Source organism: Paractinoplanes polyasparticus, from assembly GCF_019710575.1.
Classification (GTDB): Bacteria; Actinomycetota; Actinomycetes; order Mycobacteriales; family Micromonosporaceae; genus Actinoplanes; species Actinoplanes polyasparticus.
Window position 1 is genome coordinate 26,238 of record NZ_JAHWFK010000001.1, and the last position, 14,282, is coordinate 40,519.

12 protein-coding genes are annotated in these 14,282 nt (G+C 70.2%); 5 read left to right on the forward strand and 7 right to left on the reverse strand.

Features of this window, described 5'->3' with window-relative positions; translation table 11 throughout:
* Nucleotides 1-73: 73 nt before the first annotated feature.
* The 3 genes from KXC43_RS50335 to KXC43_RS00130 are packed head-to-tail and all read left to right on the forward strand — an operon-like array spanning nucleotide 74 to nucleotide 1,448.
* Nucleotides 74-208 carry a hypothetical protein gene (locus KXC43_RS50335; protein WP_255643271.1) on the forward strand — a complete coding sequence of 45 codons (135 nt, stop codon included), beginning with the start codon at nucleotides 74-76 and terminating at the stop codon, nucleotides 206-208.
* On the forward strand, nucleotides 208-894 hold the full coding sequence (locus tag KXC43_RS00125) for a DsbA family oxidoreductase (RefSeq protein ID WP_221373773.1): 687 nt from the start codon (nucleotides 208-210) through the stop codon (nucleotides 892-894). The genes KXC43_RS50335 and KXC43_RS00125 overlap by 1 nt, the downstream gene beginning before the upstream one ends.
* The gene (locus KXC43_RS00130) at nucleotides 891-1,448 is read left to right on the forward strand and encodes a TetR/AcrR family transcriptional regulator (protein WP_221373774.1); all 558 of its coding nucleotides are present in this window, start codon (nucleotides 891-893) and stop codon (nucleotides 1,446-1,448) included. Before KXC43_RS00125 ends, KXC43_RS00130 begins: the two co-directional genes overlap by 4 nt.
* On the opposite strand, the gene KXC43_RS00135 is transcribed toward KXC43_RS00130, so the two are convergent.
* On the reverse strand, nucleotides 1,438-2,634 hold the full coding sequence (locus tag KXC43_RS00135; protein WP_221373775.1) for a cytochrome P450: 1,197 nt from the start codon (nucleotides 2,632-2,634) through the stop codon (nucleotides 1,438-1,440). The two genes, KXC43_RS00130 and KXC43_RS00135, sit on opposite strands and share 11 nt — an antisense overlap.
* Nucleotides 2,635-2,785: 151 nt before the next feature.
* Between KXC43_RS00135 and KXC43_RS52510 the strand changes: the two genes are divergently transcribed.
* Both KXC43_RS52510 and KXC43_RS50345 read left to right on the forward strand, forming a co-directional pair.
* A complete protein-coding gene (locus KXC43_RS52510) occupies nucleotides 2,786-4,228 on the forward strand; it encodes a diguanylate cyclase domain-containing protein (RefSeq protein ID WP_308128899.1) in 1,443 nt (480 codons plus the stop codon).
* 48 nt (nucleotides 4,229-4,276) lie between these two features.
* Nucleotides 4,277-5,137, forward strand: coding sequence for a putative bifunctional diguanylate cyclase/phosphodiesterase (locus KXC43_RS50345; RefSeq protein WP_255643272.1), 861 nt, complete (start codon nucleotides 4,277-4,279; stop codon nucleotides 5,135-5,137).
* Here KXC43_RS50345 and KXC43_RS00145 read toward each other — a convergent pair.
* From KXC43_RS00145 to KXC43_RS00170, 6 genes are all read right to left on the reverse strand, one after another.
* Nucleotides 5,092-6,279: a cytochrome P450 gene (locus tag KXC43_RS00145; protein ID WP_221373776.1), complete on the reverse strand. Its 1,188-nt coding sequence runs from the start codon at nucleotides 6,277-6,279 to the stop codon at nucleotides 5,092-5,094. The two genes, KXC43_RS50345 and KXC43_RS00145, sit on opposite strands and share 46 nt — an antisense overlap.
* Nucleotides 6,280-6,338: 59 nt before the next feature.
* Nucleotides 6,339-6,746, reverse strand: a complete 408-nt coding sequence (locus tag KXC43_RS00150) for a SitI3 family protein (RefSeq protein ID WP_221373777.1) — start codon at nucleotides 6,744-6,746, stop codon at nucleotides 6,339-6,341.
* A 20-nt stretch (nucleotides 6,747-6,766) separates the two neighbouring features.
* Nucleotides 6,767-7,192, reverse strand: coding sequence for a CdiA C-terminal domain-containing protein (locus tag KXC43_RS00155; protein WP_221374691.1), 426 nt, complete (start codon nucleotides 7,190-7,192; stop codon nucleotides 6,767-6,769).
* A 349-nt stretch (nucleotides 7,193-7,541) separates the two neighbouring features.
* Nucleotides 7,542-10,121 carry a toll/interleukin-1 receptor domain-containing protein gene (locus KXC43_RS00160; RefSeq protein ID WP_221373778.1) on the reverse strand — a complete coding sequence of 860 codons (2,580 nt, stop codon included), beginning with the start codon at nucleotides 10,119-10,121 and terminating at the stop codon, nucleotides 7,542-7,544.
* Nucleotides 10,122-10,219: 98 nt separating this feature from the next.
* Complete coding sequence (locus KXC43_RS00165; protein ID WP_221373779.1) at nucleotides 10,220-11,338, reverse strand: lytic polysaccharide monooxygenase auxiliary activity family 9 protein; 1,119 nt, start codon at nucleotides 11,336-11,338, stop codon at nucleotides 10,220-10,222.
* A 12-nt stretch (nucleotides 11,339-11,350) separates the two neighbouring features.
* A complete protein-coding gene (locus KXC43_RS00170; protein WP_221373780.1) occupies nucleotides 11,351-14,236 on the reverse strand; it encodes a glycoside hydrolase family 48 protein in 2,886 nt (961 codons plus the stop codon).
* Nucleotides 14,237-14,282: the final 46 nt, after the last annotated feature.

Sequence of the window (14,282 nt, forward strand, 5' to 3'; positions counted from 1 at the left end):
TCGGAACTTTCGGCCACCATGTCGAAAGTCACTATCTTGGCGGCGCGGTCAAGTTGCTGGTAACTTCTTGACTATGCAGTCAAGTAACGTCGTCGAGGACGACACCCAGGTCGAGGCGGAGGCGGCCGAGCCGGCTCCCGCGCCACTGATCATGCTGGAGACGCCGGACGACTCCGGTGTCTGCGCCGTCGACGGGTGGTGCGACTGATGAGCGGCAGCGTCTTCGGCCCCGCGGCCGAGCCGATCGTCATCGACGTCTGGAGCGACGTCGTCTGCCCGTTCTGCTACCTGGGCAACGCCGTCCTCAAAGAGGCGGTGGACCAGTTCCCGCACGGCAGCGCGGTGCAGGTCCGCTATCACAGCTTCCAGCTCAACCCCGGCTTCCCGGTCGGTGAGGCCGTCCTGGCCGACGACTACCTCGCCCAGCAGTACGGCATGCCCAAGGCTCAGATCGAGGCCTCGCACGCCCAGCTGGCGGCCCGGGGCGCCCAGTCCGGCCTCGACTACCGGTTCCCGGCCACGATGATGATCAACACGCTCGACGCCCACCGCATGATCCACCTGGCCAAGGCCCACGACGCCGAGCCGGCCATGGTCGACCGCCTGTTCCGGGCCGAGTTCACCGACGGCCTCAACCTGGCCGACCACGGCGTGCTGGCCGACCTGGCGGCCGAGCTCGGGCTCGACCGTGCCGAGGCGCTGAAGGCGCTCGAGACCAAGGCCTACGAGCAGGACATCCGGGCCGACCTGGCCCGCGCCCGCGAACTGGGCATCAGCGGCGTCCCGTTCTTCGTCTTCGACAACAAGCGGGCCGTCTCCGGCGCCCAGCCGATCGAGCTGTTCCGCCAGGCGCTCGACGTGACCTGGCAGGACAGGGCAGCCTCCCCCGCATGAGAGCCGACGCCCGGCGCAACGTCGAGGGCATCCGCCGCGCTGCCCTCGACGTGTTCCGCGCCGGCGGCCTCACCACCCCGCTCGACGAGGTGGCCCGGGCCGCCGGGGTCAGCAAGGGCACCATCTACCACCGCTTCGGCAGCCGCACCGGCCTGATCGACGCGGTGGTGGAAGAGCTGGTGGCCGAACGCATCGCCGGCATCATCGAGGCGGTCGACGCCCTCGACGGCCCGCTGCTCCGCTTCGAGGAATACCTGCTGCGCACATGGCTGCTGCAGTTCGACGAGCCCGCGGCCAACGACGTCCTGATGCGGGTCCTCCCCGATTCCGAGCCGCTGACCACCCTGTTCGATCGCGCCTGCCACTTCGGCGGCCGCCTGCTGCACGAGGCCCAGGCCGCCGGCGTGGTCCGCGCCGACATCACCCCCGACGACCTGGCCTACCTGATCCTCGAGCGCGGTGTCATCGTGCGGGCCTGCGACCAGCAGACCCGGGACGACTACCGCCGCCGCCTCGACTTCGTCCTGCGAGGCCTGCGCGCCGTCAGAAAGTGACCGGCAGCGAAGCCAGGCGGTGGCCGATCGGCAGGCTCGGCGTCCAGTCCGGCGTCGCGTAGGCGGGGCGGAGGTCCGGGCAGCGGTCGAGCAGGATCCGCAGGCACTCGTCCGTCTCCATGCGGGCCAGCGCCGCGCCCAGGCAGTAGTAGGTGCCCATGCCGAAGCTGAGATGCCGGCTGCCCCGGCGGGTGACGTCGAAGCGGTCCGGGTCGGCGAAGACCTCCGGGTCGCGGTTCGCCGCCATGAGGGCCAGATAGACATGCTTGCCGGCCGGCACGCTCGTCCCGGCCAGCTCGACGGGCTCGGTGGTCACCCGGCCGATGACGCCGGCCGGGCCGTCGCATCGCAACATCTCCTCGACGGCGAGCGGCATCCGGGCCGGGTCCTCGCGCAGCAGCGCCAACTGGCCGGGGTTGTCGAAGAGCAGGACGAGGCCGTTGGCGATCAGGTTGGCCGTGGTCTCGTGGCCGGCGAAGAGCAGCAGCACGCAGTTGGCCACCGCCTCGTCCTCGGTGAGGACGCCCTCGGCCTCGGCCGCCATGAACGTGCTCAGCACGTCGTCGCGAGGCTCGCGGCGGCGGTCGGCCGCGAGCAGTCGCAGGTAGTCGTGCATCTCGAGCATGCTGCGCTGGGCCTGCAGCAACTGCCGGCGGTCGCCCAGGCCGAAGATCGGCACGATGTCCCGGGACCACGCCTGCAACTGCTCACGATCGCTGACCGGCATGCCGAGCAGCTCGGCGATCACGTTCGCGGGCAGCGGGTACGCCAGGTCGCGGACCACATCCATCTGCCCCTTGGACGCGACCGCGTCGATCAGCTCGTGCGTGAACTCGCGCACCCGCGGACGCAACTGGTCGACCATCGCCGGGGTGAAGTAACGCTTGAGCAGTTGCTGGAAGCGGACATGGTCGGCCGGGACGGTGTGCCCCATCCACATCTCGATGGATCGGCGGACCGGCTCCAGCTCCTCCTGCTCGGCCGGGCTGAGGCGCTGGAGGACCCGCAACATGTTGGCGGTGTCGAGGCGCTTGTTCCGCAGCGCCGCGTCGACGTCGGCGTACCGGGTCAGCAGGTAGGCGTCGAGCCGCGGCAGCCAGGCGATCGGGCTCTCGGCGCGGACTCTGTGCAGGAAGGCGTCGGGGTCAGCCATCGCCTCGGGGGCGAACAGGTCGTATTCCCTCATGGCCCGATTCTGGCCGCTTCCAGTGATCGTTATCTATGCCCGAATCGGCGGTGGGTGGCAGCCGGCCCGGGTCCGCGAGAAACTCGCCGCCGGGTGAACGTGAACGTTCGGGGGAGATCAGCTCTACATCGGAGCCGTTAGGGTCGGGCCCGTGACGCGGGATGTGCTCGAGCCGACAGCTCGCCGGTATGTGCTGGCCACCGCCGCCGTCGCCGCAATCGGAACGCTCTGGTGCGTGGTCTATCTGCGGACCGGCGCCGGACCGGAGACGATCGCGTACCTGTTCGTCCCGGTCAACGCGGCCCTGGCGACCGCGTCCGTCCACCGGCTGACCCGCGTCGCGAGCGGGCTCGATCCCGTGGCGCGGCGATTCTGGCGGGCCATCCTGCTCGCCGTCGGCCTGAACACGATCGGCTACGCGTGGCTGGCGGTGGACATGTTCGCCCACCCCGACGAGGTCCGCACGCGCAGCATGCCGGCGCCGGCGGCGGCCCTCGCGATCCTCGGCTTCCTGATCGCCATCTGGGCGTTGGCTCGCGTGCCGGTGGGCGCGGCGCACGGCGCCGAGCGGTGGCGGATGACCCTGGACCGGATGATCGCGTTCCTCGGCTGCGCGGCCGTGCTCTGGTATCTCGGGCTGGCCCCGATGCTGGCCGCCCGCGAGCCGTGGAGCCCTCAGGCGACAGCTCTGGTCGGACTCGGGTTCCTGGTCGCCGTCGGGTCCGCGACCAAGGTGTCGTACATCGCCGGCGGCCCGGTCGACCGGGTGGCGATGCGTCTCGTCGCGGCCGCCGGCGGTGTTCCGGCCGCCGCCTGCGCGGTGCTCGCGGTCCAGTTCGGCTATCTCGCCAGCGTCCCGGCCGGCTCGATCGTCCTGCCCCTGGCCCCAGTGGCGATCGCCCTGGGCGTGGCCGCGCAGGAACGGGCCGAACGCGGGCTACGCCGGCCGCCGGCCCGGGTCGGGGTGCTGCTGCCCTACCTGGCCATGGTGCTGGTCGACGTGCCGCTGATCGCCGTGGCGTTCGGCGCGCCGTTGCGCCCGCCCGTGCGGGTGGTGCTGATCGCCGCCGTCGTAGTGACCGCGCTGGTCATGGTCCGGCAATATCTCGCGTACCGGGAGAACTCCCGCCTGCTGCGGAACGCGCGCTTTCAGGAGGAACGGCTTCAGTACGAGGTCAGCCACGACGGTCTGACCGGGCTGGCCAACCGGGCGCTGTTCCGCGACCGGCTCACCACCGAGCTGGCCACCGGCGGCCCGACCACCGTGCTGCTGCTCGACCTGGACGACTTCAAGGCCGTCAACGACCTGCTCGGGCACGGGGTCGGCGACCGGCTGCTGGTCTCGGTGTCGCTGCTGCTGCACACCGAGGTGGGCGGCCGGGGGCTGCCGGCCCGCGTCGGCGGCGACGAGTTCGCCGTGGTGCTGAACGGGAACGGGCTGGACGCCGAGCACCTGGCCGAGCGGCTGCTGACCGCGCTGTCACATCCGATCAGTGAGCACCGGCTGCTGGTGCAGGCGAGCATCGGCATCGCCACCGCGGCGCCGGAGGCGACCGTCGACTCGGTGCTGCGGGACGCCGACGTCGCGATGTAGACGGCCAAACAGCGGGGCAAGGCGGGGTTCGTACGCTATGTGGACGGCATGGGCGAGCCGGTGCTGGCGCACATGCAACTCGGCGCCGAACTGCGCCGCGCTCTCGACAACGACGAGTTCCGGGTGGTCTACCAGCCGATCGTGCGGCTCGACGGCAACCGGGTGATCGGCGTCGAGGCCCTGGTCCGCTGGCACCACCCGGGCCGCGGCCTGGTCGGCCCGGGCGATTTCATCCCGGCCGCCGAACGGACCGGCCTGATCGTGCCGCTGGGCCGCTTCGTGCTGCGCGAGACATGCCGTCAGGCCGCGGCGTGGCTCGACGAGTTCGGCCCCGACGCGCTGAAGGAAGCCGCCCTCAACGTCTCCGCCCGGCAGCTGCACGACCCCGACTTCGTGTCCGAGGTCGCCAAGACGCTGGCCGACAGCGGCCTGCCCTGCGAGCGCCTGGTGCTGGAGGTGACCGAATCGGCGGTCCTGCGCGGCCCCCAGGTCTCCCGGGCGCTGCACGAACTCGACCGCATGGGCATCCGGCTCGCCCTCGACGACTTCGGCACCGGCGAGTCGTCACTGAGCCTGCTGCGGGCCTTCCCCGCCGCCATCGTCAAACTGGACAAGTCCTTCGTCGACGGCATCGAGATCGACGACGGTCAGCCGGCCGCGGCCGACGCCCGCCAGGCGGTGGCCCGGGCGGTGATCCAGCTCGCGCACGCCCTGGGCCTCGACACCGTGGCCGAGGGGATCGAGAGCCCCGAGCAGGTGGCCGCGCTGCGCGAGCTCGGCTACACCCTGGGCCAGGGCTTCCACCTGGCCGAGCCGATGACCGCCGACGGCGTCTCCCGCCTGCTGGCCCGCCAGCAGTCCCTTCAGCCCGGCCTCGTGAAGCACAACGGCAACGCGTTCGGCCCGTGAGTGCCGATCGCCGGACGCCAGGTGACCTGGCCGGTGACGACCGGCGGTGAGAACCGGCGGGCCAGGATCGGCAGCGCCTCGCTCAACTGGGCGTGGGCCAGCGCCGAGCCGAGGCAGTAGTGCGGGCCGGCCCCGAACTGCAGCAGGGGCGCATCGCGGACAGCCGTGATGTCGAAGGCGTCGCCGCCCGGATAGGCGAGCGGATCCCTCTGGGCCGCCTGCACCGCCATCGTCACGAACGTGCCGGCCGCGACGGCCAGGCCGCGGTAGTCGATATCCTCGGTCGCCCGCCGGAACACACTGGCCGCCGACGGACGCCACCGCATAACCTCGGTGACGGCCCGATCGGCCAGCTCGGGCCGCTCCCGCAGCAGCCCCCACTGCGCCGGATGCTCGGCGAACGTCACCATCGCGTTCGACAACTGGTGGAGTGTGTTGTCGTGCGCCCCGAAAACGAGCGTGACGACGAGGTTCCGAAGTTCTGCCCGGCTCACCGTCCGCTCGTCCCGCCACACGGCGACCATCCGGGAGATCAGGTCATCGGCCGGACGAGCCATCTTGACGTCGATCAGCGACTCGACGTACCCGTCCAGCCCGGCCACAGCCCGTTCCACCCGGGACACCGTGTCACCGCCGGCGGCCAGCGCGAAGATCAGCCCGATGTCGCTCGACCAGACGCTGAACAGGTCGTGGTCGTCAGCGGGAACGCCGAGCAGCTCCCCCATGACCGCCAGCGGCAGCCGGCTCGCGAACGCCTCGACGAATTCGACGTCCCCGGCCGCCTCGACCTCGTCGGCCAGCGCCTCCACCGTCTCCCGGATGAACGGCCGCACCTGCTCGACCATGCGCGGCGTGAACGCCCGGCCGACCAGCCCCCGCAGCCGCCGATGGTCCGCCCCGTCATGGTTGACGATCATCGGAGCCCACCAGTCGTGGATCGGCCCCGACGTGACGCCGTGCTGAATCAGATACCCGTCGCCGCCATGGTCGAGCCGCCTGTCCCGCAACAGCTCCTGAGTCTCGGCATACCGCAACACCAGCGGCCCGAGCGGACTCTCGGCCCACCACCCGGCCGCCTGGGCGGCGAACACCTCCGGCGCCGTGAAGTCGAAGCCCGGATCAACTACATTGAGGTACGGCATGTGTGCCCCCTCGTAGGCGTGCAATCGAGTCTCTCGCACGCCCGCCAAGACCGGAACGCTCAGTCAGGAATCAGCTGACCCCCGTCGGAGTACCGCTCCCACCACGTGCCCCGTCGATGTTTCGTCACCACGCCGCCATGACGGGCGAACAACAGAATGTCCCCGTTGAAATCGAAGATGGCGTCCTCCGACCCGGTGTCCAGCACCCGGCGAACCGCGGTCAGCAGATTCCCCACCGCCCACAGCGGATCAGCCAGCCGGTCCAGACGAAAGACGATCCGGACATACGACTCGGGTTCCCACTCGAATGATCCCTCGTCAGTTTCCAGGTCGAGGTAGCCGTCGCGCCCGGCCGCAATCGTCACGTCGAATCCGTACCGCCCTTTCAGATCCGCGACAAGACGCGGCGCGACACCGGTCGGGCGCTCGTCGGACGCCGGAAAGGCCCGCTCGGCGACCTGATTCACCGGGGTGTCGCCGGCCAGTGTCAGCTTGTACTGGGTAGCCATGGGTGCTCTTCCATCGGTCGATACGGCGGGAGGTCGATCTGCACGATGTCGCCCTCAGGGGTGATCGCTTTGACCTCCTTGAGCCCTGGAACGGGCCAGTCCGCGAACTGCTTCCTCAGTGCGGACATGTCTCCGCGCCAATCCTCCAAATTCACCACCACCCGCTGGGTCTGACCGTCCTCAACCTTCTCCTGGGCCTCGGACCAGATGCCTCGCACAGCCTTCGTGGGCTTGACCGGCGAGTAGCAGTCGAACACCCGCCCTTCGACAAGATAATCGGGGTCCTTGCCCGGATCTCCCAGATCGCCGGCGTTCATCCGCGCCTGGGCGACGTCGGCCTTGGACGGGTTCTGCTGGACGTGATAGCCCCGATCAGCGAGCACGACGGCGCCCGAGTTCTCCATCTCCAGCGAACGGCGGACCTCGGAGTCCTCGCCCGGCTTGATGTCCTTGGGCGGGCCGTACGGGGCGTCGCCGGGTCGACCGGATCGTCGGGTGAGCCGGTCGTCGGCGTGCTGCCGCTGCGTGTCCGTCGACTCGGGCCGACTGCCGGTGCCGCCGTTCTCCACCGAGCGCCCGGTCGCCGAGACCTCGGTAACCATTTGTTGCTCGGCTCGGACCGATTCGGTCCCGCCGGTGCGCGAGCGTGACGGTCCGACATCACCGTTCCCGCCGTGACCCCGGCTTCTCGAAGGCATCCGTCCGCCCATCGCCGATCGATAACCGCATCGTAGGATCCACCGCCAAGGTGGATCATGGCTTGTGGCCGCGGATGCCCCAGACGAGGTCGTTCAGGGCGGCCGGTTCGTCGAGGTGGTCGGTGAAGCGGACATGGTGGAGGTTGCGCAGGAAGACGAGCTCGGCCGGGATGCGGTCGGCGCCGGGCAGCAGCACCGGGATCACCGGCACCTGCCGCTCCACGCACTGTTCCAGGAAGGTACGGATCTCCAGGGCCTGCCAGCGGCCGACGCTCGCCGGACCGATGCAGACCGCGGCGGCGTCAGATTTCAGGACGGCAGACTGAATGACGTCGGAGAACCAGCGGCCGGGCGGGATCTGCTCGACGTCGATCCACGGCTTCAGCCCGCGGTCCCGCAGGCGGCGGCACAGGTCCAGGACCGCCGGCTTGTCGGCGCTGTTGTGGGCCATGAAGACGTCGAACCGGGTCGGCGACGCCGCGGAGACACGTGCGGCGACGTGATTCCGGCCGTCGAGGGCCTGCCGCAGGGCGTTCAGCTCGTCGGCGTCGAGGCGTTCGACCAGCGTCTCGAACGGGGCCTGATCGCCGCCGGCGGTTAACAGGGCGGGCAGCCGGGCCGGTCCGACCACGCCGGACAGGACCGCGGCCCGACGCGAGCGATCCGCCTCGGCCCTCGTCATCATGTCGTACGCCTGGCGGGTGGTGGCGACCGCCTCCGCCAGCCGTTCTGACGGGCCGGGGCGGGGCGGGTGCCGCTCGGCCCCAGCCGCCTCCGCCGGGGACAGCTCGGTCGGCACCGGCACGAGCAGGGGGTCACGCAGGTGCGGGAAGCTTATCCGGGCCACGGCGGCGTCGTACTCGTCGAGCGACTCCGCCAGCAGCGGCACCGACGCGAGATCCGTTTCCGGCAGGTCGGCTGAATCGTCGGCGAGGGCCCGGGCACGCGCGTCGGCGAGCATCTCGGCGTGAACCTCCGCCAGAGCCTGGCGGAGCTTCTCGACCGCCGCGGCCGGGGTCGGCGGCGTCAGCTCCATTCGTAGCGCCTCGGCGACCCGGTCGCGATGCCGCGCGTGGGTTTCCTCAGCCTCACTCCACCGCGCCGCCTCCGACTCCACCACGGCGAGCAACCGGGGCTGGGACCGGATGAACGCCTCGAACGAATCCGGGTCGGCCGGACGTCCGAGCGGCACGCATTCACCGATCGGCAGCCCTTCGAGCCAGCGCGGCACGCCCCATCGCAGTCTTCCGAGACTTGCGACGAGGTTCTGCCGGTGACCCGACGTGGCGGCGATCCAGGCCGACGAGCCCTCCGGGATCTCATGGAACGCGGCCAGCGCGGAGAAGGCGCAGTCGGCGATCGTCTCGGCGCCGGCGGTTACCCGGCAGCCGCCGACAGCTTCGCGAAAAACGCCGTACTCGATTCGCAGTCTGTCCCGCGTGCGCAGTTGTGCGTGGGCGTCCGTCGGTTCCGACGGAGTCCACTGCAGGCGCTGCCGACGAAACTGCCTGTTGGACAGCAAGGTGAGCACCGTGCCTCGCCACCACCGGAACAGGCGATCGCGCGGCGGGTGCGCCGATCGTGAGTTCCGCAGCGCCGCCGACGCCTCGGCGACCGCCGCCCGGGAGACCGGTCCCAGTAGCTCCGACCGGCGTTCGATCTCTCGCAGTTGCGCCCGGATCCGCTTCGGTTCGGTGTGAGCGGGCAGCTTCACCGCTCGGCGGCGCAACTCCAGGACCGCGGCCGAGGGCCGCACGACGGCCTCGAAGTCCGCGGCGAGCTCGATGACGCGGTTACGGAAGCGCCAGGGAATGTGATAGTCCGTCACGATCCGCTGCAGTTCCGCCAGACCCGCCTCCGGGCCGTCGGCGAGTGCGCGCTTGGCCCCGAGCGCGTTCCTGAGGTCGTTCCACGCGTTCCGCCGCGAATGCTGCCAGCCCCGAACGGCCCTGAGCGTCGACCGGGACTGCTCGGCGAGCCGGGCGATGTCGTCCTCGACCGACTGCCACCGGGCCAGCGCGGCACGGTTCTCCGCGTAGAAGTCGTCGATCCAGCCCCGTACGCGCTCGAAGATCTGATCCGGGGAGGCACCCTCGAACGGCAACACATGCACGGTGAGCGCGCCGATGTCCGTGAAGACGAGGATGCACGGGACCTGGGCGCCGATGCCGAGCCGCTGGGCGAATCGCAACGCCTCGCCCGAACCCGGCATCGCTGCCTTCTCCGAACACTCCCAGCCGATCTGCTCGTCGATCTCGCCGAGGTCGACGAAGGGCCGCAGCGCGGCCGGCCGCAGCTGCCGCCACGGATCCCGTTCGAAGTCCAGGCGGGCGATGCTGTCGAGCACCGGCCCGATGACTCCGAGCTTCGATCCACGAAGCGGGCCGTCGTGCCCCTCCCACATGGCGGCCGTGAAAGCGCCCACCGACAAGTCGGAGAAGAAGACGAACCGCACCCGGTCGGCCGTACGGACGCAGAGGTCGACGCAGTAGCGCGAGAGGAATTGCCGGGACGCGGCCGAGCTGTCGTTCAGCACCACTATGGACCAGCCGAACCGGTCGACCAGGCCTCCGGTGCTGTCCAGGCGCAGAGCGTACCGGTAGATCTTGTCCGCCGAGGGCGCGCGAAAGCCCATGAGGCAGCTTGGCAGCCGGGCGGATCCGGTGTCAAAGGGGCCGGCGGCGGCGCGATGGGGTCGCGCCGCCGCCGGGTTCCATTTCGGAGCGGGTCAGGTCAGGTGGTGGCGCAGGCCAGGTTGTTGACCGATGGTGGCGCCGTGCCCGAGCCGATCAGCCCGAACGTCACGTACTTGCCGGCGGCGACCGTGCCGTTCCAGTTGACGTTCTTGACCGTCACGAGCGAGCCGCTGCTGGTGGCCGTGCCGCTCCAGGCCTGGGCCAGGGTCTGCGACCCGGGCCAGGTCCAGTTGACCGACCAGTTGTTGATCGCCGCGGTGCCCGCGTGGACCATCACCTCGGCCTGGAATCCGCCGTTCCAGGTGCCCGTGATGTTGAACATCGCGGTGCAGTCGCCGGATCCCGCAGGCGGCGGGGTCGTAGGCGGAGGCGTGGAGGGCGGCGGTGTGGTCGGCGGCGGGGTCGTGGGCGGAGGCGTGGTGGGCGGAGGCGTCGTGGTGCCGCCGCCACCGACGCCGGTCACCTCGCCGTTGCCGCCGTCGAAGGTCACGTCGGAGCAGCCGTAGAACGTCTCGTTGCTGTCCGAGCGCTGCCACACCGAGTAGATCAGGTGGCGGCCGCTCTTGCCGGACGGCAGCGTCGCGTTCCAGTAGTAGTGCCCGTCATCGGACCCGGGACCACCGTTGGACGGCGGGTTGGTCACCGAGTCGAACGGGGCCGACTCCAGGTCGCTCCAGGCCAGGGCCCGGGTCGGGCTCCAGCTGTCCTTGGTGATGTACATGCGGAACGTGCCGGGGTGCTTGGCCCAGTTGTTGTACTGGACCCCGATCTGCCGGCCGGCGGTCAGGTGGGTGAGCGGCCAGTCGTTGCGCGGCAGGTTGAAGCCCGTGAAGTTGTACGGGCCACCGGTGCCGCCCGAGCACAGCTGACCGTCGGGGATGAACCCGGAGGTCCGGCCCGCCCCGTCCGAGCGCAGCACCGCGAACCAGTTGTAGAGCGAGGTCGTCCCGCTCTGCGCCACGGCGGCCGCGCACGCGGCGTTCTTCGGCTCGATTGCACCCGTCTGCGGGTTGCGGCCGTCCTTGTAGCAGAGCCATGTGCGGCTGCCCGGCACCATCATCGCGCCGTGGGCCTGGGCGGCGACCGGTGAGACCACCGCGCCGACACCGGCGGCAAGCAGCCCTGCGAGCGCGTACGCAAGAAGCTTTTTTCGCATTGACGAGACCTCCTATCCGTTGGGGAAGAGCCGGGCGAAGTCGGCGTAGCCGGTGGCCACGTCGACCTGGGCCCAGAAGCGGTGGTAGTTGAACGTCGGCGCCGGGCCGCCCTTCAGGTAGGCGTCGACCTTCGGGTAGTCCGGGTCGTTCTTGTAGAAGGACCGGATGTCCAGGAAGGACACGCCCGGCTTGATCTCGTCGCCGTTCGGCATCTTGCCGGTCCAGCCCGGCGGGATGTAGATGCCCTGACCGGTCGACGCGTTGTAGGTGTCGTCCATCCGGTTGTAGTCGGCGCGGGTCTCGGTGACGGACACGCCCTTCGAGTCCTTCTTGGTCCAGATCGCGTCGAGCAGGTTCTTGGCCGCCGTCTTGGCCGAGGCGCTGCCCGACTTGGCCGCGTAGTAGGTCAGCAGCTTGGCGAACGAGCCCGCCACGCCGAGGTCCTGGCCGTGGCTGGTCACCGTGACGTGCAGGTTGGTGTTGGGCGCCGGCGACGACGCGTTCCAGGTGGCCGGGGCGCCCGACCACGCCATGTCGGACGGGATCGAGAAGTCGGTGGCGCTGATGGTGCTGTTCTCCAGCGCCCACGGCACCCACTTGTCGAGCACCGACTTGGCCTTGGCGTCGTTGGTCAGGTAGTAGTACTCGGCCAGCCGCTCCAGCGACCAGGTCTGCATGCCGAACCAGCGGTTCGACGGCGGGTCCTCGTAGACCGGGGCTTCCACGTACGCGAGTCCGTAGAACGTCGGCGTGCCGGCCGGCCGGGCCTGGTAGCTGCCGTTCCAGCTGTTCGTCGCGCCGCCGGCGATCGCGCCCTCGGACGACTGCAGCCACTGGTAGAACTCGAGCTGCCGGTTCAGGCTGGCCTGCCAGTCCGCCTTGGCCGTCGGCGACTTCGGAGCGAAGGCGCTGACGTTGGACAGGACGTAGGCGGCCATCGGGTTCTGGTAGCCGAAGTGGCTGGTGCTCGAGCCGATCCGCCACGCCCAGCCGGCGTTGGTGTCGGTCGCGCCACCCCAGGCGTAGTACCAGGACATCAGGTTGCTGGAGGAGTTCTTGCCGTTGCCCGCCGCGCACGAGGTCGAGGCGCAGCCCGGCTGCTTGAAGTACTTGTCGTAGAAGGAGTAGCGCAGGTAGTCGCCCATCTTGGCCGCGTTGGCCACGGCCGCGGTCAGCTGCGACTGCTTGCCCTGCTCGGTGGCCCAGGTCAACGCCCAGTACGCCGCCTGCACCGCGCGCGAGTCCGCGTCCGGGGCGTTGGTGTACTTCCATTGCTTGGCGTAGCTGGTGTCCTTGGTGAACAGGTCGAGGTAGCCGTTGGGGCCGCCGTGCTTGAACGTGTCACAGCTGGGCTGGGGCACGGTCTCGAACGTCGACTCCTGCGGGCCGCGCTGGAACGTGTTGATGTAGACGTTGCGCGTGGTGCCGTCGCCGCAGCGGCCGAAACCGTACGTGTTGTCCACGTCGAGCAGCCAGTGCATGCCGTAGATGTCGGAGGTGCCGTACGCGCTCTTCAGCTCCGACGCCAGCGGGTCGTTGCCCACCGAGACGCTCGGGTCGAGCTGCGACGGGTACTGCGAAGGCAGCGGGTACTCGGCCGCGTAGGTCGCCGGCTTGGACGCGTCGTACTTGTCGTTGGTCGGCTGGTCGGCGTGCGACGGGATGATGTACTTCTCCATCGTCGCCCAGGCGCTGTTGAACGGCGCCCAGTCACCCGACGTGTGCCCGTACTCCGCCTCGAGCCACAGCCAGTAGCTGAACGCCTCGGAGGTGGTCTCGTGGCCGTGGTCGGGCGCCTCGTCGATCAGCGTCTCGATCGAGTGGTAGGGCACGCCGTCGGGGCTGAAGTAGCCGTTGGCCGGGTTCTTGATGTCGTTGTACATCTGGGTGAACCGGGCGTCGGCTGCCCCTTCCCGGACGACCGTCGCGTTGACCGTCGCGGCGGTGTGCCCGCTCGCGGTGGCCGAGAACGCGGCCGTCGCGCCGATCGCCGCCGCGCTGGTGGCCGCGACCGTGACGGTCTGACCGGTGTTCCAGTTCGACGGGGTGAAGGTGAGCGACGCCGGCGCGGCCGAGACGGTGGTGGCGCCGGTGCTGCGGGCGACCGCCACGGTCACGTCGGCCGTCGGAGCCTTGGAGAGCGCCAGCTTGAACATCGCGCTGCCGCCGGGCGAGACGCTCACCGAGGTGGCATCGGTGACGACCGCCGGGGTGGTGGCCGCGTCCACGAACACGGGCACCGCCGCGGTGTTGCTCTTACCGCCGGTGGCGTCGTACGCGATGGCCTGCAGCTGATAGGCCGCGGTCTGGGCCGGAACCCCGGTCCAGGTGTACGTGTACGGCGCGGCCGTGTCCGTGTTGAGCAGCAGCCCGTCGTGGTAGAACTCGACCTTGCTGATCGAGCCGCCGGACGGCACGGTCGGCACCGCCGTGATCGGGATCGAGGCCGGCGCGGTGTAGCGGGTGTTCGCCGCTGGGCTGCTGATCTCGACCGTCGGCGCGTTGGCCGGGCCGTTGCAGCGGGTGCCGTTGAGCGTGAACGCCGTCGGCACCGGGTTGGCCGACCCGAACGTGCCGTTGAAGCCCGTGCTGACCGTGCCGTTGGTGCCCAGGCTGCCGTTCCAGGCCGCGTTGTTCACGGTGACGCGCTGGCCGCTCTGGCTGTAGACGCCGCTCCAGCCCTGGGTGACCCGCTGGGCGGCGTCCGGGAAGTCGTAGTCGAGCTTCCAGGTGGACACCGGGTCGCCGGTGTTGGTGATGGCGATGTCGCCGGTGAAGCCGCCGGTCCACTGGCTCTGCACCTTGTAGACGACGGTGCAGCTCGGTGCGGCCAGGGCGGGGACGCCGGCCACGAGGGCCGCGCCGGCGCCGAGGACGGCGGCGCCGGTGACGGCCATCCCGCGACGCAAACGGCGTCTGATGGGGGCTCTTACTTGCACGGGG

Excerpts from the sequence above, each read along its gene's own strand:
- KXC43_RS00170 (WP_221373780.1), bottom strand. The coding sequence starts at position 14,236 with ATGGCCGTCACCGGCGCCGCCGTCCTCGGCGCCGGCGCGGCCCTCGTG.
- KXC43_RS00145 (WP_221373776.1), bottom strand. The coding sequence starts at position 6,279 with ATGCCGTACCTCAATGTAGTTGATCCGGGCTTCGACTTCACGGCGCCG.
- KXC43_RS00125 (WP_221373773.1), top strand. The coding sequence starts at position 208 with ATGAGCGGCAGCGTCTTCGGCCCCGCGGCCGAGCCGATCGTCATCGAC.
- KXC43_RS50335 (WP_255643271.1), top strand. The coding sequence starts at position 74 with ATGCAGTCAAGTAACGTCGTCGAGGACGACACCCAGGTCGAGGCGGAG.
- KXC43_RS50345 (WP_255643272.1), top strand. The coding sequence starts at position 4,277 with ATGGGCGAGCCGGTGCTGGCGCACATGCAACTCGGCGCCGAACTGCGC.
- KXC43_RS00155 (WP_221374691.1), bottom strand. The coding sequence starts at position 7,192 with ATGGAGAACTCGGGCGCCGTCGTGCTCGCTGATCGGGGCTATCACGTC.
- KXC43_RS00160 (WP_221373778.1), bottom strand. The coding sequence starts at position 10,121 with ATGGGCTTTCGCGCGCCCTCGGCGGACAAGATCTACCGGTACGCTCTG.
- KXC43_RS00130 (WP_221373774.1), top strand. The coding sequence starts at position 891 with ATGAGAGCCGACGCCCGGCGCAACGTCGAGGGCATCCGCCGCGCTGCC.
- KXC43_RS00165 (WP_221373779.1), bottom strand. The coding sequence starts at position 11,338 with ATGCGAAAAAAGCTTCTTGCGTACGCGCTCGCAGGGCTGCTTGCCGCC.
- KXC43_RS00135 (WP_221373775.1), bottom strand. The coding sequence starts at position 2,634 with ATGAGGGAATACGACCTGTTCGCCCCCGAGGCGATGGCTGACCCCGAC.